At 36.6% G+C, this 18,382-nt stretch carries 23 protein-coding genes; 10 read left to right on the top strand and 13 right to left on the bottom strand.

Annotated elements, in window-relative coordinates; translation table 11 throughout:
- Positions 1–6: 6 nt before the first annotated feature.
- Positions 7–330 (bottom strand): GIY-YIG nuclease family protein, encoded by a 324-nt coding sequence (locus MHH51_RS02745; protein ID WP_339286240.1) that lies wholly within the window; start codon positions 328–330, stop codon positions 7–9.
- A 301-nt stretch (positions 331–631) separates the two neighbouring features.
- On the opposite strand from MHH51_RS02745, the gene MHH51_RS02740 reads away from it, so the two are divergent.
- Positions 632–1,504, top strand: a complete 873-nt coding sequence (locus tag MHH51_RS02740) for an Hsp33 family molecular chaperone HslO (protein ID WP_339284364.1) — start codon at positions 632–634, stop codon at positions 1,502–1,504.
- A gap of 4 nt (positions 1,505–1,508) precedes the next feature.
- Entirely contained in the window at positions 1,509–2,231 is a 723-nt protein-coding gene (locus tag MHH51_RS02735; RefSeq protein WP_339284362.1) for a MerR family transcriptional regulator, read from the top strand.
- Positions 2,232–2,419: 188 nt separating this feature from the next.
- Here MHH51_RS02735 and MHH51_RS02730 read toward each other — a convergent pair whose 3' ends face one another.
- Together MHH51_RS02730 and MHH51_RS02725 are read right to left on the bottom strand one after the other, a co-directional pair.
- Positions 2,420–2,734: a type II toxin-antitoxin system mRNA interferase toxin, RelE/StbE family gene (locus MHH51_RS02730; RefSeq protein WP_077604849.1), complete on the bottom strand. Its 315-nt coding sequence runs from the start codon at positions 2,732–2,734 to the stop codon at positions 2,420–2,422.
- The gene (locus tag MHH51_RS02725; RefSeq protein ID WP_077604850.1) at positions 2,724–2,987 is read right to left on the bottom strand and encodes a type II toxin-antitoxin system Phd/YefM family antitoxin; all 264 of its coding nucleotides are present in this window, start codon (positions 2,985–2,987) and stop codon (positions 2,724–2,726) included. The genes MHH51_RS02730 and MHH51_RS02725 overlap by 11 nt, the downstream gene beginning before the upstream one ends.
- A gap of 186 nt (positions 2,988–3,173) precedes the next feature.
- Between MHH51_RS02725 and MHH51_RS02720 the strand changes: the two genes are divergently transcribed.
- Positions 3,174–3,575, top strand: a complete 402-nt coding sequence (locus tag MHH51_RS02720) for a group-specific protein (RefSeq protein ID WP_339284359.1) — start codon at positions 3,174–3,176, stop codon at positions 3,573–3,575.
- Positions 3,576–3,723: 148 nt separating this feature from the next.
- On the opposite strand, the gene MHH51_RS02715 is transcribed toward MHH51_RS02720, so the two are convergent.
- Together MHH51_RS02715 and MHH51_RS02710 are read right to left on the bottom strand one after the other, a co-directional pair.
- The gene (locus MHH51_RS02715; RefSeq protein ID WP_339284358.1) at positions 3,724–4,620 is read right to left on the bottom strand and encodes a superoxide dismutase; all 897 of its coding nucleotides are present in this window, start codon (positions 4,618–4,620) and stop codon (positions 3,724–3,726) included.
- Positions 4,621–4,732: 112 nt separating this feature from the next.
- Positions 4,733–5,662 carry a glucose 1-dehydrogenase gene (locus MHH51_RS02710; protein ID WP_077604853.1) on the bottom strand — a complete coding sequence of 310 codons (930 nt, stop codon included), beginning with the start codon at positions 5,660–5,662 and terminating at the stop codon, positions 4,733–4,735.
- Positions 5,663–5,801: 139 nt separating this feature from the next.
- Between MHH51_RS02710 and MHH51_RS02705 the strand changes: the two genes are divergently transcribed.
- On the top strand, positions 5,802–5,975 hold the full coding sequence (locus MHH51_RS02705; protein ID WP_339284356.1) for a hypothetical protein: 174 nt from the start codon (positions 5,802–5,804) through the stop codon (positions 5,973–5,975).
- 258 nt (positions 5,976–6,233) lie between these two features.
- Here MHH51_RS02705 and MHH51_RS02700 read toward each other — a convergent pair whose 3' ends face one another.
- Positions 6,234–6,554 carry a hypothetical protein gene (locus MHH51_RS02700; protein ID WP_339284355.1) on the bottom strand — a complete coding sequence of 107 codons (321 nt, stop codon included), beginning with the start codon at positions 6,552–6,554 and terminating at the stop codon, positions 6,234–6,236.
- Between the two features lie 295 nt (positions 6,555–6,849).
- On the opposite strand from MHH51_RS02700, the gene MHH51_RS02695 reads away from it, so the two are divergent.
- Positions 6,850–7,269 (top strand): GNAT family N-acetyltransferase, encoded by a 420-nt coding sequence (locus MHH51_RS02695; protein ID WP_339284354.1) that lies wholly within the window; start codon positions 6,850–6,852, stop codon positions 7,267–7,269.
- Between the two features lie 263 nt (positions 7,270–7,532).
- Here the strand turns inward: MHH51_RS02695 and MHH51_RS02690 are convergent, their stop codons facing one another.
- The gene (locus tag MHH51_RS02690) at positions 7,533–8,021 is read right to left on the bottom strand and encodes a PTS glucose transporter subunit IIA (protein WP_339284353.1); all 489 of its coding nucleotides are present in this window, start codon (positions 8,019–8,021) and stop codon (positions 7,533–7,535) included.
- Between the two features lie 196 nt (positions 8,022–8,217).
- On the opposite strand from MHH51_RS02690, the gene MHH51_RS02685 reads away from it, so the two are divergent.
- Positions 8,218–8,403 carry a nucleotidyltransferase domain-containing protein gene (locus tag MHH51_RS02685; RefSeq protein ID WP_077604855.1) on the top strand — a complete coding sequence of 62 codons (186 nt, stop codon included), beginning with the start codon at positions 8,218–8,220 and terminating at the stop codon, positions 8,401–8,403.
- An 86-nt stretch (positions 8,404–8,489) separates the two neighbouring features.
- On the opposite strand, the gene MHH51_RS02680 is transcribed toward MHH51_RS02685, so the two are convergent.
- The 3 genes from MHH51_RS02680 to MHH51_RS02670 are packed head-to-tail and all read right to left on the bottom strand — an operon-like array spanning position 8,490 to position 11,989.
- A complete protein-coding gene (locus tag MHH51_RS02680) occupies positions 8,490–9,614 on the bottom strand; it encodes a Ger(x)C family spore germination protein (protein WP_339284351.1) in 1,125 nt (374 codons plus the stop codon).
- Positions 9,604–10,677 (bottom strand): GerAB/ArcD/ProY family transporter, encoded by a 1,074-nt coding sequence (locus MHH51_RS02675; protein WP_339284349.1) that lies wholly within the window; start codon positions 10,675–10,677, stop codon positions 9,604–9,606. Before MHH51_RS02675 ends, MHH51_RS02680 begins: the two co-directional genes overlap by 11 nt.
- Complete coding sequence (locus MHH51_RS02670) at positions 10,664–11,989, bottom strand: spore germination protein (RefSeq protein WP_339286238.1); 1,326 nt, start codon at positions 11,987–11,989, stop codon at positions 10,664–10,666. Before MHH51_RS02670 ends, MHH51_RS02675 begins: the two co-directional genes overlap by 14 nt.
- Before the next feature lie 191 nt (positions 11,990–12,180).
- Between MHH51_RS02670 and MHH51_RS02665 the strand changes: the two genes are divergently transcribed.
- Positions 12,181–12,843: a hypothetical protein gene (locus tag MHH51_RS02665; RefSeq protein WP_339284347.1), complete on the top strand. Its 663-nt coding sequence runs from the start codon at positions 12,181–12,183 to the stop codon at positions 12,841–12,843.
- Between the two features lie 216 nt (positions 12,844–13,059).
- On the opposite strand, the gene MHH51_RS02660 is transcribed toward MHH51_RS02665, so the two are convergent.
- A complete protein-coding gene (locus tag MHH51_RS02660; RefSeq protein ID WP_147209039.1) occupies positions 13,060–13,608 on the bottom strand; it encodes a histidine phosphatase family protein in 549 nt (182 codons plus the stop codon).
- A gap of 560 nt (positions 13,609–14,168) precedes the next feature.
- Here MHH51_RS02660 and MHH51_RS02655 point away from each other — a divergent pair.
- Genes MHH51_RS02655 through MHH51_RS02645 form a run of 3 tightly spaced genes read left to right on the top strand, consistent with a single transcriptional unit; the run spans position 14,169 to position 15,304 of the window.
- A complete protein-coding gene (locus MHH51_RS02655; RefSeq protein WP_147209037.1) occupies positions 14,169–14,546 on the top strand; it encodes a group-specific protein in 378 nt (125 codons plus the stop codon).
- A complete protein-coding gene (locus MHH51_RS02650) occupies positions 14,536–15,066 on the top strand; it encodes an RNA polymerase sigma factor (protein ID WP_339284345.1) in 531 nt (176 codons plus the stop codon). The genes MHH51_RS02655 and MHH51_RS02650 overlap by 11 nt, the downstream gene beginning before the upstream one ends.
- A complete protein-coding gene (locus tag MHH51_RS02645) occupies positions 15,053–15,304 on the top strand; it encodes a hypothetical protein (RefSeq protein ID WP_156985879.1) in 252 nt (83 codons plus the stop codon). Before MHH51_RS02650 ends, MHH51_RS02645 begins: the two co-directional genes overlap by 14 nt.
- A gap of 269 nt (positions 15,305–15,573) precedes the next feature.
- Here the strand turns inward: MHH51_RS02645 and MHH51_RS02640 are convergent, their stop codons facing one another.
- A complete protein-coding gene (locus MHH51_RS02640) occupies positions 15,574–15,996 on the bottom strand; it encodes a hypothetical protein (protein ID WP_339284344.1) in 423 nt (140 codons plus the stop codon).
- A 46-nt stretch (positions 15,997–16,042) separates the two neighbouring features.
- Positions 16,043–18,181 (bottom strand): SNF2-related protein, encoded by a 2,139-nt coding sequence (locus MHH51_RS02635; RefSeq protein WP_339284343.1) that lies wholly within the window; start codon positions 18,179–18,181, stop codon positions 16,043–16,045.
- Between the last annotated feature and the right edge of the window lie 201 nt (positions 18,182–18,382).

The following is an 18,382-nucleotide window of genomic DNA, read 5'->3' as shown; positions in this document are numbered from 1 at the left end:
TTTGATTTATGTACTATGTACTAATACAATCTCTTTCTTCGAATAAAATAAATGCGAAAAGCATCTGCAATCGGATGAGCCAAATCCTTTTACCGGCATACTCCCTTCGTTTTCCTGCCTCAGCCTTTCAAAAAGCCCACACTCCACTTCTTCACCAGGATAAGTTTGCACAGCTTGAATCTGCAGATAAGGACGTAAATAGTCTATATGCCAGCGCTTCTTTTTCTCAATCTGAATATGTCTGTCCACTCGCGCACGAATATTCCGCTTTGCGCTTCCTACATAAACATAATAACCCTTCGAAAAATTAAATTTCCCTAGTTTGCCGATAGTAACACTCTCTGTATCTTCCGGCAGTCACGCTTTTACACAATAAAGCGTATCGGATTCCCGCACAGAATAATCTGCAGGCTTCATCTCTTTTTGTCACCTCCATTGCTATTTGTTACATTTAAGAAATTACTCAAAATTATTCTTCAGTCCCTATTCGTAATTATTATATCTTAAAAATCAGCTGCTGAAATTGAAAAAGACGAATGTACATTTTCCCTACTAATAATTATTTATAAATTTAAACTTGAACCTTACGTCACGTAATGTTTTATCCTATTATTAGAAGGGAGCAGATAAAATGACGAATGAAATTATCAAAGCGCTTGTTTTAGATAAAAGTATCCGTTTATATTTTACCGACAATACAAAAGTTCTCCAAGAAATCATGAAGTTAAGTAAAATAAAGGATAAGGCCTGTTATTTGGCATTAGCTAAAGCTGTTTCCATAATGAGCCTCCTTTCCGTAACCTTAAAAACTACTCAGAGAATCAGTGCTGTTATTACAGTGACTAATAAAAAACATAAAATTTATGCAGATACAGACGCAGATGGAAATGTACGCGGTTATGTCAATCAAGCACTGTTAGAAGAGCACCAGCAGCAAGATTCAGTTCAATCTCTTAAGGAATTTATCGGTCCAAATGCTTCTATACGAATGATGAAGGGGTTTGAAATGAATCAATTTACCGGGATTACTGATATGCCTTATCAAAATATAGATGATGATTTTGCATATTATTTTAAACAGAGTGAGCAGACAAATACTATAATTCAGACAAATATAGAATTTGACAATAACCATGGCCTTGCTAAAAGCTATGGAATCTATGCTCAGGTACTTCCAGGGACAAAAGAAGGCTCATTAGAGTATATCCGGGAACAATTTGAAGCAGAGAATCTTGCTCCTATGCTGCTCGGGATGAATGATGCAGAGATAGAAAAAGAATTAAATCATCACTTTCATAACTCAAAAGTAATGGAACGAAAATTGATACAATTTGCCTGTCACTGCTCGAAAGAAATGTTTTATGGCTTTCTATTTTCGTTATCTGATGAAGAATTGCAAAAAGCTACCGAATCGAACACTTCTGTCGATACAAAATGTCATATTTGCGGCAGACAATATGTTTTCAGTCCTTCTGAGATAAAAATACTTTTACAAACGAGGTGAGCACATGTCTAATTACTGGACCACCGGCCAATTAGCTGCCCTCACAGGTCTGTCCATCCGGACACTGAGGTATTACGATCAAATCGGATTATTTTCACCTTCCCTCTATACAAAGGCAGGTCATCGGCGCTATACCAGTGAGGATATGCAGCTGTTGTTACAAATTCTTGTACTGAAAAAAATGCATTTGCCTTTGGAGGAGATAAAGGAGATTATTCGTACAAGCAGCCAGAATTTGCTGGATACACTGGATCAACAGATTAATCGGATTAAAACAGAGGTAGCTATGCAGCAAAAGCTGTTACATCAGCTGGAACAAACCAGAGTAGAAGCGGCTAAATCAGACCGTATTTCCTTTGAAGGACTAACTTCACTATTTGAACTAATCCGATTAAATCATTCCAATTATTTTACAGAGGAACAGCTTCAAAAGCTTAGAGAGCGCTACCTAAATACAAATGATAAAGTGCTAAAACAAGAGGAGAAACAATTTAAGGACCTTCTAAAAGCATTAAAAGACAGCATGGAAAAAGAGATTTCTTCACAGGATGCATCAGTGCAGGAATTAGCGATAAAATGGCAGGAGTTAACGCGTATTTTTTCAGATGGAGACAGTGAAATCACCAAAAATGCCGAAAAATTCTATGCTGAGAATCCTCAGCCTGCGCTGCATTATGGCTTAGATAGTACGTTATATAAGTATATTCAGGAGGCCTTGGAAGAATAAAAGAAAAGAAACAAGTATGACAGTTCACTGCAGTAAATATCTATTTATATTAGAAAACTTGGTTGTCACCAAGCTTTTTAGGTGACAGCCTTAGTTACACTTATGCAGTAATAAAGTTTATACTTTCTTAACTGTTAAAAAAGGCTAACATATGAAATCCAGTTTGAGTTAGCCTTTATCTAAAATTATTAAATTAAATCATTATACTTCTGGGCACCATATAAAACACGCATAACAAATACACTTTTGTCCTTAATTAAATAAAAAACAATATAATTCTCAACAATAAGTTTACGATAACCTTTATCCTTTAATATATCATCTGCTACTAACTCACACGAAAATGGAAATATACCTAACCTTTTAATTTTAAGTTCTATCTTATTTATTAATTTATCCGCAGCATCTTGATTGTACAAATTTCCAGATATATACTTGTAAATTTCATCCAAATCTTTTACAGCTTTCGGAGCTATCTTAACTATATATTTATTATTTTCCATACTTCTCTTTCAACTTTTCAAATACTTGTTCAGCTTCTAAAAAACTTTCCTCATGATTCAGCTGTTTTTCTGCTTGCGCCAATTTTTCGTATAGATCCAGCTTTGCTAATGATTTTTCATAAGTCTCCAAGCTCATCAGAACCATGTCGCCATAACCATTTTTTGTGATAAAAATTGGTTCCTCTAACTGATGGCATAATTCAGATATTTCCATTGTATTTCTTAAATCTTTTATAGGTCGAATTTCAGGCATTATACTCCCTCCTTTTTTATATAATAACATAATTATGTCCTAATTATGTTATTATATGCATTTCCCCAAGAAGATTCCTTCAATAATTTCTTTTTACTGAAAGTTTGCAACATCTATACAACTAACCTGATTTAATCTATAATTTAAATTTAGGTCATACTTTATACATATGAAAGAAGGAAAAATATGAAATACTACGCAGCTTCCAGCTTTCGAAATATAAGCAATGTCAGGTTACTTACTTCCGCATTAAACGAAAAAGGCTTTACCCAAACTTATGATTGGACAAAAAATCAACACGCAGCTACTATCAAGGATTTAGCAGATATAGGAGAAAAAGAAAAACAAGCGGTTCAAGACTCTGACTTCCTTGTTGTATTAAGTCCGGCAGGCGAGGGAAGTCATATCGAATTAGGGATTGCTTTAGGGCAAGGTAAACCAATTTATCTACACTCTGAAAACAATGATATATTAGATTTTGAAACCACCAGTACCTTCTATCATTTAGATGGTGTTAAAATGTTTGTTGGAGAACTGCCAGCTTTTATCGATTTTATATTATCCGAACAAGATATTTCTAATTATTAAGTACTTCTTTTCCATTAAAAAATGGCTTCCCTCTACTTGAAGCCATTTTTTGAATAAATATTATTAAAGCATACCGCAGATGTATCCTCCTATTATTTACGGTTAAGATACCGCTCCCTTTTGAGAGCATGCTAATACGTTTGCTTAATTAAAAAGGCTGCCATTTTAATTGTTTTGCTTTATTATAGCGATTTTCAACCTCTGTCCAATTCACGATATTCCACCAATTGTCTACATAGTCTTCTTTCACATTCTCATATTGCAGATAATAGGCATGCTCCCACACATCCAGAACGAGAAGAGGAACTACATCCCATTGACTTAAGTTTTGATGCTTCTCCGCCTGCAGAATTTCCAGACGCCTTGCCCGCGGCGACCATACTAAGATAGCCCAGCCTCCACCCTCTACATGGTTCGCTGCTTCTGTAAAATGTGCTTTAAACTGATCATAGCTGCCAAAGGACTGCTCGATTTCACTCATTAAATCTCCTGTTGGCTCACCGCCTCCATCCGGGCTCATCACCTTCCAGAATATCGTGTGAAGATAATGTCCTGCACCATTAAATGCAGCTTCTCTTTCCCAATGTTTAATCAGATCATAATTGTTATCCCAACGCGCCTGCTGCATTTCCAGTTCCGCTTTATTCAAACCGTCTACATAGCTCTGATGGTGCTTATCATGATGAAGCTCCATAATTCTTCGTTCGATATAAGGCTCTAGAGCATCATAGCTGTAAGGTAATGGCGGAAGGGTATGCCCGCCAATCGGAACAACTCTTTCACGATTGCCTTCTGCACGGCTCCCCTTCATGCTCTCTTCCAGATAAGAATTTAACTGTGTATATAAATCTTCGGCGCGCTTGTAAGCATCCTCCTCTTCTACAATTTGATTATTGGAAAGCTCTTCTTGAAATTGATTTAAATTATCCCTCCACTCCTGCAATGCTTCCCCGCCAGTATTTCCTCTAAGATGTTCACTTGATTCCCGATACGTTTGCAAAATTTCTTCACACCATTGTTTTATTGAATTAAGGTATTGTGACAACGATAAATCCTCCCTAAAATTAGTCGTTAATACTATATGCAAGAGATAGGTAGGCTGATAATATTTTAATAGGAACAAATGATTAAACAAACGTTTGAATTAAATTTTCCTATTAAGATGACGTCCATTGTCCTCCATTCACGTGCAATGTCTGACCCGTAACAAAACGAGAATCATCTGATGCCAGATAAACAAATGCAGGTGCTACTTCAAAAGGCTGGCCCTGCCGCTGCATCGGATTTCCTGCCAGCATTACTTCATCCGCCGAGAAACTGGCTGGAATCAGCGGTGTCCATATACGTCCCGGAGCGATGGCATTTACCCGGATCCCCTGATCCACTAAATTATTTGCCAATGCTCTTGAAAAGCTGACGATAGCTCCTTTTGTGGCAGTGTAGTCCAGCAATTGTTTATTTCCCTCATAAGCTACAACAGATGCCGTGTTAATAATCGAGCTGCCTGCTTTCAGGTGTGGAAGTGCAGCACGGGTAGTATAGAAATGGGAATATACATTTACTTTAAACGTATCATCGAATTGTTCATCTGTAATGTCCAGCAGGCTTAATTGCTGAAATTGAATACCGACATGATTGCAGAGGATATCCAGTTTCCCAAACGTTTCAATCGTTTTTTCTACAATATAACTGCACTGGCGCTTCTCCCTTAAATCTCCTGCAAGCAATATACAGCGCTGCCCAAGCTCTTCAATACGATTTTTTGTCCGATTTGCATCCTCATGCTCATCCAGATAAGCAATAGCTACATCTGCACCCTCTTTGGCAAAAGCAATTGCAGCTGCCGCTCCCATTCCGCTGTCTCCTCCAGTGATAAGTGCAGTCTTATCAGCAAGCCTATTACTTCCTTTTTCATTTACATTCTCAATAATTGGCCTGGGCACCATCCATTTTTCCAGCCCCGGCTGCCGATATTGCCGCTGCTCAGGTACAGTCATTGCAACCTCTTCATACTGTGTTATTTTCCCGTAGTTTGGATACATCGGATATTTTTGATCTGCTGGTTTATTTGATTTATCCTGTGTCATAAACATCCTCCTTGAAATCACCTGGATAGGTTACTTTATGACACTTGGGCGGAGATAGTGAAAAGAGGAAAGGTTCCGTTCCACATTATAGAAATATGAATAAGGTATGAAGGAGAAGCAAATCAAGGAGGAAATTGTTATGCAGCAATATTATTACAACCCTGAGGCGACACTTTTATTAGTAAACCATCCCAATAAAAAAGTAGACGTATTGTATACGGCAAATCAGCATATGTTCCAATTGCCGAAAATCGGGCCCAGGCCGCCTTATTTTATAAATCCTGTTTACGAGCAGTATTATCCGGTTATCTAGTGCTGTGCGATGAAATTCTAAAGATGTGGAAAAGTAAGCTAAAAAATTTTCGGATCAACTGCTTAAAGCTAATATTATTCTTCGGCTAGAGTGATATTAGCTCATACATAGAAAAAATTTATTTCATGGAAGTTTTATTTTCCACTACAGAACAAAACAACGATACTTATTCATTTGAAAAATATCATAACGTTTCTAAACCAATAAAAATACCGATCAAAAATCGGCATTTTTTCTTATTATTCATTTACTTTACTCTTAATAAAAAGTTCCAGGCTGTGCAGGAGTCTGCGGTCTCCACCAGGACTCTACCGTTTGCCACGCTGATTGAAAATCCTGCCCCTGTCCCATCAGGTAAGCAATCGCTACAGCTTCTCTTAATGCATGTGGATAGCCAAGATGCTGTGCTTCTCTCATTCCGTGATTGATTACCGGATTAACTGCCGATAAAACCTGCTGCTCCATCGAATTTTGCCCCATATTCGGCTGCTGATAATTCCGGGGATGTTGCTGATAAGGTTGGGGCTGCTGCTGGTTATAAAAATCCATATGTTGATTTGGGTTAAATGGATTAGTCAAATTAGACACCTCGCTTATAAATTAGGTAAATTCCCTACTGTGCAGCCTATGCTTTCGATATTTTAAATGTTCCTTGTAAGCAATTAGATACCTTTGATTGCAGGTATATCAATTTGTAAGTAAGATCATTATATATACCCGTATAATAAATAGATTTTATAAGAAGCATTTATAAATTCAAAGAACAAAAATTCTGAAGCAGCGATGGAGTGATTGATGTGAGGTACAATAAGATTGCGGTAAAAGAAATGATAAAGGAATAAAAAAAGAATATCTTTAAGAAAGGAATTCGAGTATGGAAATAAATTTGAAAAACAACGAAAAAGCATTTATTCGCCCCTATGAAGAAAAAGACTTCAGTAAAATACAAGACTTAAATAAAGAAGCAGGTTGGTCTAATTTAGTTGAGAATCATTTGAGTACAAAAGAAGCATGGAAAAACTCAAACGTAGCATTCATTATGGAAATACAGGGACAAGGAATAGTTGGTTATTTAAGAGGATTAACCGACGCTCACGTTAGTTTATTTATTTGTGAATTGTTAATTGATAAACAGTATAGGAGCTTAGGGTTAGGGAAAAGAATTATTCGCTATCTACATAATATATATCCAAACGTAAGAATTGAATTACTTGCTACCAGTTCGTCTCGTTTATTTTATGAAGAGATTGGTTTTCGTACTTTTTACGGATATAGGAAAACAAAAGAAGAATAAGCTTTTTCTTACGGTGAAAAAATTAAGCAGACACCCCCGTTGGATATGAATCAGGCGTTTTGTTTACTATTTTATACTTTTATTTCGGTCGTCAATTGTCTACATTTTTTAATGTGATAATTAAATTGTATTTTACATTTTTCCCACAGTATCGGAAAATATATAAAGAAGCAGCAGTCCTCTACTTCAAAGCGGACTGCTGCTTCTTTAAGTATCTCTTGTCTTCTTTCAGTACCAGCAAATTTTTTTATTGCTAATTTCTTTTATTTAACAGTAATAACAACATCTTCCCCAGCTTGAACCTGCTTCACATCTTGTTTATTTAAAGCTTCGATATCACTCATATTTGTAATAAGCATTGGTGTAACAGTACTTACAGCTTTTTCACCTACTATTGCCAAATCCACATCAACAAGGGCATCGCCTTTTTTGACTTTATCTCCTTCTTTGACATGGATTGTGAATCCTTCTCCATTCAAAGCAACTGTTTCTAAACCAATATGAATTAAAATTTCCGCTCCATTGTCAGCTTTAATCCCTACTGCATGCTTTGTCGGGAACGCTTGTACAATATCTCCATCAACTGGTGATACAACTTTTCCATTAGATGGTTTAATAGCAATTCCGTCTCCCATCATTTTTTCAGCGAATACTGGATCAGGCACTTCTTCCAAAGGGATTACTTCTCCATCAACTGGAGCAAATAATTCAATTTCCTGATTCTCTTTCTTTTTAAAAAGCTTCCCAAACATAGCTATCCCTCCAAGATTTATATATATCGATTTTATCACATGTTCCAGAGAATTACTTTAATAAGCCCATCAGAAAATCGCTGCAGACAGATTTTGATTAACTCTTCTCATTTTGTAATCTTTCCCCACGATCTCTCGTTACTAAATGCCCATCTGTAATAAGAAGTTTATACGCTCCACCTCTTGGATAACCATTATGGCACTTATTATTTCATCCTTACTTGAATTAGCCGATGAATTAATAAATTTCTTTAAAAAACAGTATGGTGTACAAGATTCTTTTTTGAGAGGAAGCTTAGTAACAGAAAAGTGGGATGACAACTCTGATATTGATATAGATATTAATGTCTTTGGAGTCGATAACGGCCAATTTGCAAAATAGCAACAACAAAGAACCCAGCTATTTTTCGATATCCGGATTCTTTGTTGGCAGAGAGAAGACTTGGCTATACCTCAGCCTCTTTGAAGCTAGTCCTGTTCCTGCTTTTCCTTATCCCAGTCTTCAAAATCATCATTATTTAAGTTTCTTAACTTACCGTTATTTTCGATTACTGCTTCCACATCTACATTGATATTTATATTTGGATATATTTCTTCCAGAAAGTTTTTCAGCTCTGCATTGGTATAATTTTTTCTGATCCGGTTGCTTATTCCTAATACATCTGCATGTTTACCCTGCAGCTTTTTTACCAGTTTAAGGGTATCTTTTTTCATTTTTTCTTCAAACATTTTCTGAATTTTATCATCATTCAAATGGTCCTCTGCTTCAGAGACAATCAATACGAATTCTAACCTTATAGTCAGGTCGACTTCATCTCCTCTAAATTTGTAATCATATTCTACATCTCTTTCAACGAGCTCTACATTGGTGGTGTCATCAATGGTCACAAATGTTTTAATAACATTTTCTTCATTATTTAACAAATTCATCAGCATAACTTCAATAGAGTCTAATGTTTCAACAATTTTTCCATCCTTGAGTACGGATGCACCAAAGTAATCCATTTCCAGATTTTTATTTGAGCTGATTAGCGGTATAGAAATATCCGATGTATACGAATGAATACCTCTATAAACCTCCCATAAAATAACTTCTGGAGTATAAATTTCCCGGCCAGTCTGTTTTTCCAGAAAACCAAATATGGGTACCCCTACTTTTTGAAACGTATCAATCATCTGATCAATATAGGTATTCATATCCTCTTTCGTAAATGCAATCGCTGGTGTTCCGGGTACATCACGCATCCTCATGAAGGTGTTTATTATTTTCCCTATTCCTTCTTTACCCAGCTCCTCGTCTAAAACAATAAAACCGATATGCTCTAAGTCAATAGTTGTTTCAATTTTTTTCTTAAGCTGTTCAAGGGCATCTACAATCGTAATTCCCTTGCCATCCACTTTGGCCAAATTCCGCTGTTCAGATACTACTGATACTGGAATAATTAAATACACATGAAATAAATCTTCATCTTTCGTCAGCCCCATCAAAATAGGTGTGGAACGGTAATTAATATCTCTGGAATCCCAGCAGCCGCTTAAAAAGATCAGCGATAATAAGAGAATGAGTATTTTTTTCCAATCATTACGTTTCATGCTTTTGCCTTCTTCCTATCCAAAAGATGAAAATCAGCAGACTGATAAATGAATAAAAACGAAGTGGTATAATCCATATGATATGTGTCTGCACCTGCTCCCATGTAGAAATCATATTTGCTGCTATTGTAATGATGATGACTATAATAACAAGGGCAACCGATGCATGCAGTTTGCTGACCCGGAACATATTTTGATATAGCATTCGCAAAATATGCAATAACATCCCTAAAAAAATCGTTGCGTAAATAAGCAGACTTAAGCCAAAAAGACTAGTCAGTGTTTCAAAGATAGACCATTGAATATCGACTGTGGCTAACATTTCAATATAGGGAAAAGTAAAATTCCGCGCTACTTCAAACCCAAAGACCAGCATGGGCGAATAAGCAGCCATAAAAATAAAAGGAATTAAACACCATGAAAACCAGAAAATTGTTTTATAATTGAGCTTCTTTCTTTTGGGCAGAAAAGCAAAAAATAAAAAGGTAGGAGAGAGAATAAGAAAACCAGTAATAAATGGCATTTCAAATACGAAATCAATATTGCTTACCTTCATCGGAAATAAGTTATACCATCTTGCATTGAAGAAGGATAGTATGAAAATAACCACAATAATATAGGATGAAGCTCCTGCAATTAAAAGCGTTGTCCGGAAAATACTCTCCATTGATCCAAGGCCGATATAGGTAGCCGTCGTGACAAAAATAATCATCACATATAAAATTGGTGTCTGATTTAGAAATAATATCGTAGTAAATTCAGCATAGGTCCGGATAGAAACGATAACTGTACCAATAATAAACAGTGATAAAGGAATCATAAATACGATAGAGATGAACCAGCGTTTCTCAGGTAAATATTGCAGGACATTAGGGTTTTCAAGCTTAGACATCCCAAATAATAAAACTCCTACGAGGGCGATATGTGTAAATCCGTGAATCAAAACAATCAGCCAATGTCCGTTATCTACCGTATCCAAAATCAATGTCGGATAGAGAAGAAACATTACCCCTATATTCGTTAATAAAAAAAAGATAATAATCAATAAGTTATTGATTTTCACTTTGGATCCCTTCCTTTTTCCACCGGACATAAGGAACTCCAAAACTCGTAATCCGGGCTATATAGGAGCATAAAACCAACAGACCGATAACATGCCCTAGAATTCCAAATAAAGCAGAGAAAATAACAATGATATACTTCATCAGCCGTAACGTAATTCCATTTTCAAAATTAATTACAATACCATTGGCAATTGTCGTAGCAGCAATAATAATAATTAATACACCACTGACCAAACTTGCTTCTACAATTGCCTGCCCCAAAATAATACCGCCTACAACACCAATCGTATTGGAAATAGAAATAGGCAGACGTACTGCCGCTTCGGTAATTAATTCAATCAAGAGCAGCATAATAATTATTTCTATAAAAGCTGGATAAGGTACAAAATGCCGGCTTTCTGTGATAGAGAGGGCAAGCTGCACCTTTAGCATTTCAGGATTTATTGTAATCAGTGCTACATAAAGTCCTGGTAATAATACTGCAATCATAATTCCAACAATACGCAGCATATATAAAGAATATACAAATACACTCAGATAATTACTGTCACTCGGCTGTTTAAATACATCAAAAACAGTATTAAACAGTACCAGTGCGAATGGATAACCATCCATAAAGAAGACAATTTTTCCTTGTTCTATGTATTCCATCGCATTTTCCGGAAGCTCTGTGGAGGATACACGGGTAATCAGGGAAAATTTAGAAAAACCAAAGGCAACGTGAATATCCTTCACCTGCTTAATTTCATTTGGATAATCCTCAATTTTCTTTTTAATCATTTCTACCATTTGCTGGTCTGTAGTACCCTTCAAAATAAGAAATGAAAATCGGCGGTTTCTTTTCCCGTGCTGCGTTGTCAGTACTTCAACATCCTTGGATTGATATTTACTTCGTAACAATCCTATATTTTGCTGGCTATTCTCTGTAAAAGCATCCTTTGCTCCATAAATAACCGATTCATTAACTGGTACTTCTATACTTCGATAAAGGGGCTGAGAAACAGGATCCACGATTAAAGAAGCTTCTTCAGCACGATTCCAAATAATCAATTTCCCCTCATACAATGCTTGCATTTGTTTGTTTATTTCCGCTTTACTCCATGTGGTATTTGTCGATTGAACACTTTTTGACTCTTGTGGCTTATTTTCTTTATTACCAATTAATGCCTCCACTATTTCCCACGTTGCTGAAAAATCCACCAGGCTTTCAAAACCAATCACATCATAAGCAGTATCATTAATCATGATGGATTTCATTTGTAAATCTTTATTTTTCTGTTTCAAGTTCTCTATCTCATTCATGAAATCCATTGCCTGCACCCTCTCTCTTCTCCTATCTTTTAGTTATGAACCAGCAAGCACATTTTCATACAAAAAAGTCATCAGGTTTATTTCATTCGGGAGTCTACATTTTTCCACGAACTAAAAAAATAATATAAGAAACCTTTTCTTGTTTGTTCCGTATTATCTATTAAAGAGGTACCATTCGGAGGCAGGATAATATGTTGCGTTTTTTTAAGAGCAAGCGCAGACAAAAAGCAATAAAAAAAGTAAAAGACGGGGATGGACATGCATTGAAGCCGTTTCGTTTTTACGAAGTATTTTATCGTTCGCTTTTTTATATAAAGCTTCGTGAAGATGACGGGGAAATGCACACCTATGCAGTTCATGTTGACTATTTTGATGAAAATGAATCCATTGATTTATACCGTGATGGAAAGCATCATGCAAAAGCTGCTAATCCAGCTTTTTTCCCGATTCCCGGAGGAATTATTGAGGTCGCAACAACAACATATGGTTTGAAACGAATTCATTATGTGACAGAGGATGAACAGGAGTTTGTATTATCTCCAGATCGCCGTTCAGCTGAAGGCTTGCGGGTGCGACTCGATGCCAAGTTCCCTGAAATCAGCTCCATCATCGGAAAGCTTGCGGTTATCATTCTTCTAATTTCTATCATATTGGGATTACCACAGCTGGCTGCCATGATTTCGCAGCTTCCTATCATTGAGGAAAGATGGGGCTCCTTCACATCACCGATAATTCTTCCAGCCTGGATGAATACGACATTACTGGTTGCTGGAACTATAGCAGCTATTGAGCGTGCCTTAACACTAAAAAATCATTGGCTGATTGACATGGAAACGAGCTGGTGGGATGACTAAAAGAAATACAGCTTTGAGATTTAATAGACAGAGCATCTTCATATGTTCTGTTTTTTCTATGTGCAAAAAGAGGTGTACTATTCTACCGCAGATGTACAGGAGAATCAGATACATCTTGAAATTGTTCTCCAGCTGGCAGGAATGAATTTCGATTTTGAAACATTAAAGCTGATTGATGTATGATGAGAAATATATTCAATCAGCTCTTTTTGTATTTTATTCTTCTGTCCATAGCCGTTCAAGCTGATAATTATCGTCTGAAATCTGTAATGCATAAACATCTGGATTACTAAGTTTTCTCCACGCCTCGAATCCTGCGTTTTTATCATAATAATACAGAAGCAGGGATATAATTCCTCCATGTGCAACAATGATGCTGTTATCGGCATCACTTTCGCGTATTTCGTTCACTGCCTCAACAATTCTCCCTGTTGCCTCGTTACTGCTTTCGCCGCCTTCATATTTTAAATCTAAATCTTTATAGGTTGCTTCAAGTTTAGTCATCCAGTCAGGCATTGAAGCAGAGCTGAGCACTCTTTCCCGCAAACGGTTATCCACTTTTATTTTCAAATTATTTTCTTCAGCAAGCGGCTCTACCGTTTGTATTGCACGTAAAAATGGACTGGAAATAATACGATCCACTTTCTTGTCATACAAAAATGCAGCCAGCTTTTCCGCCTGCTCTTTCCCCTTTTCTGTTAAGGGAGCATCGGGAGCCTGTCCTTCTGCTTCACAATGCCGGATGATATAAATTGTTTTATTCATATTAATCAACAACTCCTTCATTGAAAAATTTGATCTATACTCTTAGCCTAACATGGTTTTAGGATATATTTCTGATTTTCATTATTTTTTCGAACCTTTTTCCTCCCTTGTTTGTATAGTCAGTAACAGTGGCAAATTAAAATAAAAAACAACGCTGCAATGAATCAAAGCTGATTAATAATTTATTTTTTCGAAAGGGGTATAAAAAATGAATACATATCAAAAACGTACTATTTACATTTCAATCGTGATTCTTGTTCTCTTGTTAGTTATTTCTTTAATAACAAATCGTTGGGGGTTCTTTTTATGGTGCTTATATCCCGTTTTTCTTAATATAATAATTGCGTTTACCGCTAAGAACAGCAAGCATATACAAATATTCAACCAAAAACATTCGGAGAAACCCGGCCATAGTAATATTGAAAAATAAAACCATGCTTTACTTATTTGATACATTGCATGCACAATGAAATGTAATAGAAAAAACATCATCGCATTGTACTGATTTTAACAAGTTTCATCAGACTATGCTCAAAAAATATACAGATAGGGAGAATGATATGGGGATAGGATATATTGTTTCTTTGATTGTAGTAGGAATACAAATTATACTGATTTTGGCAATAAGCATACCATTTAATCGTAAATATATTGTCAAAGAAGATGGGAAAATAAATTACAAAAAGACAACGGTCTATTTAAGATGGAATATATTTGATACAGTCACAATAGCTGTGGCAGTTTATACCATTCTTTGTACGGTAATATTATTTTTCTTATTAGCTTCCGGAGAAAATATTGAAAACTCCTGGGTGCAATTTTTATCCAATCAGGCCCAAGCTTGGGTAATCGTAACGGTTTGCTATTTTATCAGCCGTATTTCCATGACTTTAAAATCCATCAAAGCTCATCTAGAGGATAAAGAAGATGAAGCGTAACGAAGGATGGATGGAGATTTATCAGAATGGAGATGAAACAGGTTTTACTGAATTATATACCATTCTGCATCAGCCGCTCTACTGCTTTTTATACCGGTACACACAGGAAGAGCAGCTTAGTGTCGACATTGTACATGATACCTTTGAAATCCTGCAGATAAAAAAGCACACATTTAACCCTGATAAAGGAACTGTCAAAGCTTATTTGTTCCAAATTGCTTACCGATTATTAATAAATAAGTTAAATAGAAGAAAAAAATGGCGCTCTCTGCTTCCCTTTTTGGTTCCACAGGCTGACCACTCAATAAGCATGGATGAAAAAATGTGGATACAGCAGGCAATCGCCGCATTACCTGATAAACAGCGGGCGATTATTTTACTTGTTTACTATGAGGACCTCCCCCAAAATGAAATTGCATCGATATTAGATATTCCGATAGGTACCGTTAAATCAAGACTACATAAGGCAATGAGCACACTAAAACACGACCTGAAGGAGGATTTTCATGCTGAAGGATGAATTTAATAAAGAAGATAAATTAAAGGAAGAACTGGATCAATTTCATGTGATTGTTCCTGAACGAAAGCTGGTACAAAAACAAACGGCCTGGCAGCGATTTATACGTTATTTAGCTTCTCCTGCAAAAGATCCTTTAGAAAAGACTACTGTCACATTCACAGGATTAAATTTAACAAGAATTGTTCCTTTAGCTTTGGGCATCGTGATAAGTATTGTTCAGATCTGGGTTCATATGTAGAAAGAAATAAGCCTCTCAAATAACGTCGTAAACTGTTATTTGAGGGACTTATTATTAATGATTGGTTCTTCGATACACTTCTCAGCCTGTTCTAAAATACTGTTAAATTCTTTTTTAAATTTTTTTAATTGTACTTGATCCTGAATCGCAACCAGTGCTCCTCTATCATCGTAAATATAATAAAGTACATGCTTTGTCCTATTAATTAAATAAAACCTTACAGAAGAAACATTACGATTCTTCAGTCTCGGCAGCCGTGGCGGAAAATCCTAATTACAAATCGCCTGAATTAATTCGGGATAACAGAGCTGATGCCTTCCTGTCTGGATAGCATATTCACTTACCAGCTCCTCACCCTCTTCTAAACTCTGCATGAATTGCCTGTGCTTGATTTGATACTTATTAGTCTCTTTGAAATATTTTCTGATAAAATCCACTTTGGGATGTATATCAGGAGGATGATAAACACTCACTATTACTTCTATTTCGTCTGATTTGGAAAATAAAGTATTAAACACAGCCTGTGCTTCACAGTTCGCATGATGAAAATAGCTTTCGTTATAACTGTAACCATTGTTTTTAAATGGAGAGGTTTCTTTCTGAAAAACAATAGGGATTGTCATTTTATGCTGACAGAGCGTTTGATGCTGCAAATTTTCTATACCAAATTGTGACCTTAAATATTGATACATCCAGACTGTCTCCTCCCTAGTCCCTTAAAACAGCTCAAAGCGTCTGTTAACGCACAGCCTCCATAAATCGCTCTTTCTCCAGCCTCAATACCTTCTTCTGAATCGAAGCTTCTTCCTCTTCTTGCTCCTGCTCATCCAATATACGAGATGCTGTATCAGATTCTCTGACAAACAGATTAAAGAGATCTGCTTTCTCTCCCAATACATCCAGCATCGCTACGTCAATGCTTTCCTCTGTTAATAAACGATAGACAACAACGTTCCGGGATTGTCCCATACGATAAGCACGGCTGATTGCCTGCTCCTCCATCGACGGCTTCCATTGCGGTTCACATAAAATAACAACGTTCGCTGCCTGAATATTAACCCCGACACCACCGGCAGTAATCTGACTGACCAGTACAGACCCAGCTTCATCTCCTGTAAATGCATCAATAATTTCCTGCCTTTTATGATTAGGAACATCCCCTGTAATTGCCCGATGTGTTCTGTCTTCTAAATTTTTGCTGATGGTTTGGATAACATCTTTAAAATAAGAAAACACCAGCACTTTATGTCCATTTTCTTTGGCATTCTCACAGATTTCCAGCAGCTTCTCCAGCTTCGGCGATTTATCTGGGATTTCCCCCTGCCAGCCCGCACGGCGCATTGCCATAACTTGTTCATCCTTCACAGCCTGCTGATAGAACTTCTCCTCTTCGTCTCCAAAACGAACCCACTCTGGAATAATTTCTAAATCTGGAAGTTCATTTAAGACATCCTTTCGATTTCTCCTTAAATAAACGGGAGCAATTGCTTTACGAAATGCCTTGGGTTGATGCAGGTGCATCTCTTTGGTTAGGCTTTCCGCAATTTCCGGCTGTAAAACCGAGATTAATTGCTTCATCTCTTCCACACTATTTTCCAGTGGCGTTCCGCTCATAAATAAGACATACTCTGCCAGATCAGCTAAATGATAAACGCTTTGTGAACGCTTCGCACTCGGATTTTTCACATAATGTGCTTCGTCAACAATCAAGGCATCAAGGTGAGACTCTTTTTCCAGCTGCATATCACCAGCCAGTTCAAACGTTGTAATTAAGACTCCACACTCTTCTTTCCAAGCTTTAAACTGTTCCTCCCGATTACTGCCATGAAAGACAAATGTCTGTAAATCAGATCGCTGTTCAATCTCCCTTTTCCAATTAGCAACAACACTTAAGGGACAAATAATAACAGCATGTCCCTGATTGTTTTGCGTAAGATGATTAATAATAGCGAGCGCCTGAATAGTCTTTCCTAAGCCCATTTCGTCACCTAACAGCGTCTTTTTATACAGCAATGCATACTTCGCGCCGAAAATTTGATAATTTCTTAAGGTAATATTCAGCCCTGTTGTATCAAACGGATAACTGTTCACTGCTTCTACTGCCTCTTGCGGCAAGCTTTCTGAGATATTTTTTGAGTCAAAGTCCGTTGCTTTCTCAATTTCTGTATAGTAGAAAGCATTTTCTGTTTCAAAATGCTTTTTAAGTTCTTCTTTGCTCACCTCAAAATCAAGCATATAATCTAAGCGCTTCTTGATTTTATTTAATTCCTTTTGATGCTTGCTTTTATTTAAATTAGCAAAGGCAGACCTAATTTTCTCCTTCTCCTCTTTCGGCTGGAATAATGCCCCAAAAAAGCTCTTCTGCTTCTTTGCAATTTCAATATCAGGAATTGTTTCTTCATAGTACTCCTGAAATTCCGCCTGCAGCTTCTCCAGAATCTTCAACAGATGCCACTTCTTATAAATAGATTCCAGTAAGCTTACATCATCATTGGAAATATCATCTGGGTTTACACGGGGAATTGCCTGTTCATAGACAGATGCTTTTATCTTTGAAACAGCTTGATAAAGCTCCTCTGCTGTTTTTTCATCCATCCCTTCAAGCTGTATGAAGTCTTCAGGCTTATGATCAGCTATATCTTCCATTGTTTTAAAGCCGTTCTTCATTAAACTATCTACGGGGAGCTCATTTTCCAATGTTAAAATCGTGTCCATCGGCATTGTTTTTAATTGTTCTTTTCCCGAACTTGTTTTCAGCCTCTGCCATATTCCTTTAATCCGATAATTAAATAACTCCTCTGAGCTCATATCGATGCTCTCGTGAATTCGGTTTAACTCCGCTTCTAACCTCTCCACGTCCTGTTTCGTTCTGACCATGATTACTCCTCCTGCTGCTCTATCTGAAACTATATATTTTATATTTATAACAGACAGCTGTTGCGGCATTATTCATACCACCTGCTGCCCTGTCTTTATTTTAAGATTACATTGTTTTATTGTAGCATTGTTTATCATTTGATAAAAAGAGAATACGTCCTTGTCACTACATATTTTCTCTCCATGAAGTACTAAAGCTAT

The sequence above is a fragment of the Oceanobacillus sp. FSL K6-3682 genome, from assembly GCF_037976165.1.
In the GTDB taxonomy this organism is placed as follows: Bacteria; Bacillota; Bacilli; order Bacillales; family Amphibacillaceae; genus Oceanobacillus; species Oceanobacillus sojae.
The sequence above is the reverse complement of the archived record's forward strand: the minus strand, read 5'-3'. Positions and strand labels throughout refer to the sequence as shown.

What these genes read in the sequence shown, in the direction of transcription:
- MHH51_RS02740 (WP_339284364.1), top strand. Translation starts at nt 632, where the DNA reads ATGACGAATGAAATTATCAAAGCGCTTGTTTTAGATAAAAGTATCCGT.
- MHH51_RS02735 (WP_339284362.1), top strand. Translation starts at nt 1,509, where the DNA reads ATGTCTAATTACTGGACCACCGGCCAATTAGCTGCCCTCACAGGTCTG.
- MHH51_RS02730 (WP_077604849.1), bottom strand. Translation starts at nt 2,734, where the DNA reads ATGGAAAATAATAAATATATAGTTAAGATAGCTCCGAAAGCTGTAAAA.
- MHH51_RS02725 (WP_077604850.1), bottom strand. Translation starts at nt 2,987, where the DNA reads ATGCCTGAAATTCGACCTATAAAAGATTTAAGAAATACAATGGAAATA.
- MHH51_RS02720 (WP_339284359.1), top strand. Translation starts at nt 3,174, where the DNA reads ATGAAATACTACGCAGCTTCCAGCTTTCGAAATATAAGCAATGTCAGG.
- MHH51_RS02710 (WP_077604853.1), bottom strand. Translation starts at nt 5,662, where the DNA reads ATGACACAGGATAAATCAAATAAACCAGCAGATCAAAAATATCCGATG.
- MHH51_RS02705 (WP_339284356.1), top strand. Translation starts at nt 5,802, where the DNA reads ATGCAGCAATATTATTACAACCCTGAGGCGACACTTTTATTAGTAAAC.
- MHH51_RS02695 (WP_339284354.1), top strand. Translation starts at nt 6,850, where the DNA reads ATGGAAATAAATTTGAAAAACAACGAAAAAGCATTTATTCGCCCCTAT.
- MHH51_RS02690 (WP_339284353.1), bottom strand. Translation starts at nt 8,021, where the DNA reads ATGTTTGGGAAGCTTTTTAAAAAGAAAGAGAATCAGGAAATTGAATTA.
- MHH51_RS02685 (WP_077604855.1), top strand. Translation starts at nt 8,218, where the DNA reads ATGGCACTTATTATTTCATCCTTACTTGAATTAGCCGATGAATTAATA.
- MHH51_RS02680 (WP_339284351.1), bottom strand. Translation starts at nt 9,614, where the DNA reads ATGAAACGTAATGATTGGAAAAAAATACTCATTCTCTTATTATCGCTG.
- MHH51_RS02670 (WP_339286238.1), bottom strand. Translation starts at nt 11,989, where the DNA reads ATGGATTTCATGAATGAGATAGAGAACTTGAAACAGAAAAATAAAGAT.
- MHH51_RS02665 (WP_339284347.1), top strand. Translation starts at nt 12,181, where the DNA reads ATGTTGCGTTTTTTTAAGAGCAAGCGCAGACAAAAAGCAATAAAAAAA.
- MHH51_RS02660 (WP_147209039.1), bottom strand. Translation starts at nt 13,608, where the DNA reads ATGAATAAAACAATTTATATCATCCGGCATTGTGAAGCAGAAGGACAG.
- MHH51_RS02655 (WP_147209037.1), top strand. Translation starts at nt 14,169, where the DNA reads ATGGGGATAGGATATATTGTTTCTTTGATTGTAGTAGGAATACAAATT.
- MHH51_RS02650 (WP_339284345.1), top strand. Translation starts at nt 14,536, where the DNA reads ATGAAGCGTAACGAAGGATGGATGGAGATTTATCAGAATGGAGATGAA.
- MHH51_RS02645 (WP_156985879.1), top strand. Translation starts at nt 15,053, where the DNA reads ATGCTGAAGGATGAATTTAATAAAGAAGATAAATTAAAGGAAGAACTG.
- MHH51_RS02640 (WP_339284344.1), bottom strand. Translation starts at nt 15,996, where the DNA reads ATGTATCAATATTTAAGGTCACAATTTGGTATAGAAAATTTGCAGCAT.
- MHH51_RS02635 (WP_339284343.1), bottom strand. Translation starts at nt 18,181, where the DNA reads ATGGTCAGAACGAAACAGGACGTGGAGAGGTTAGAAGCGGAGTTAAAC.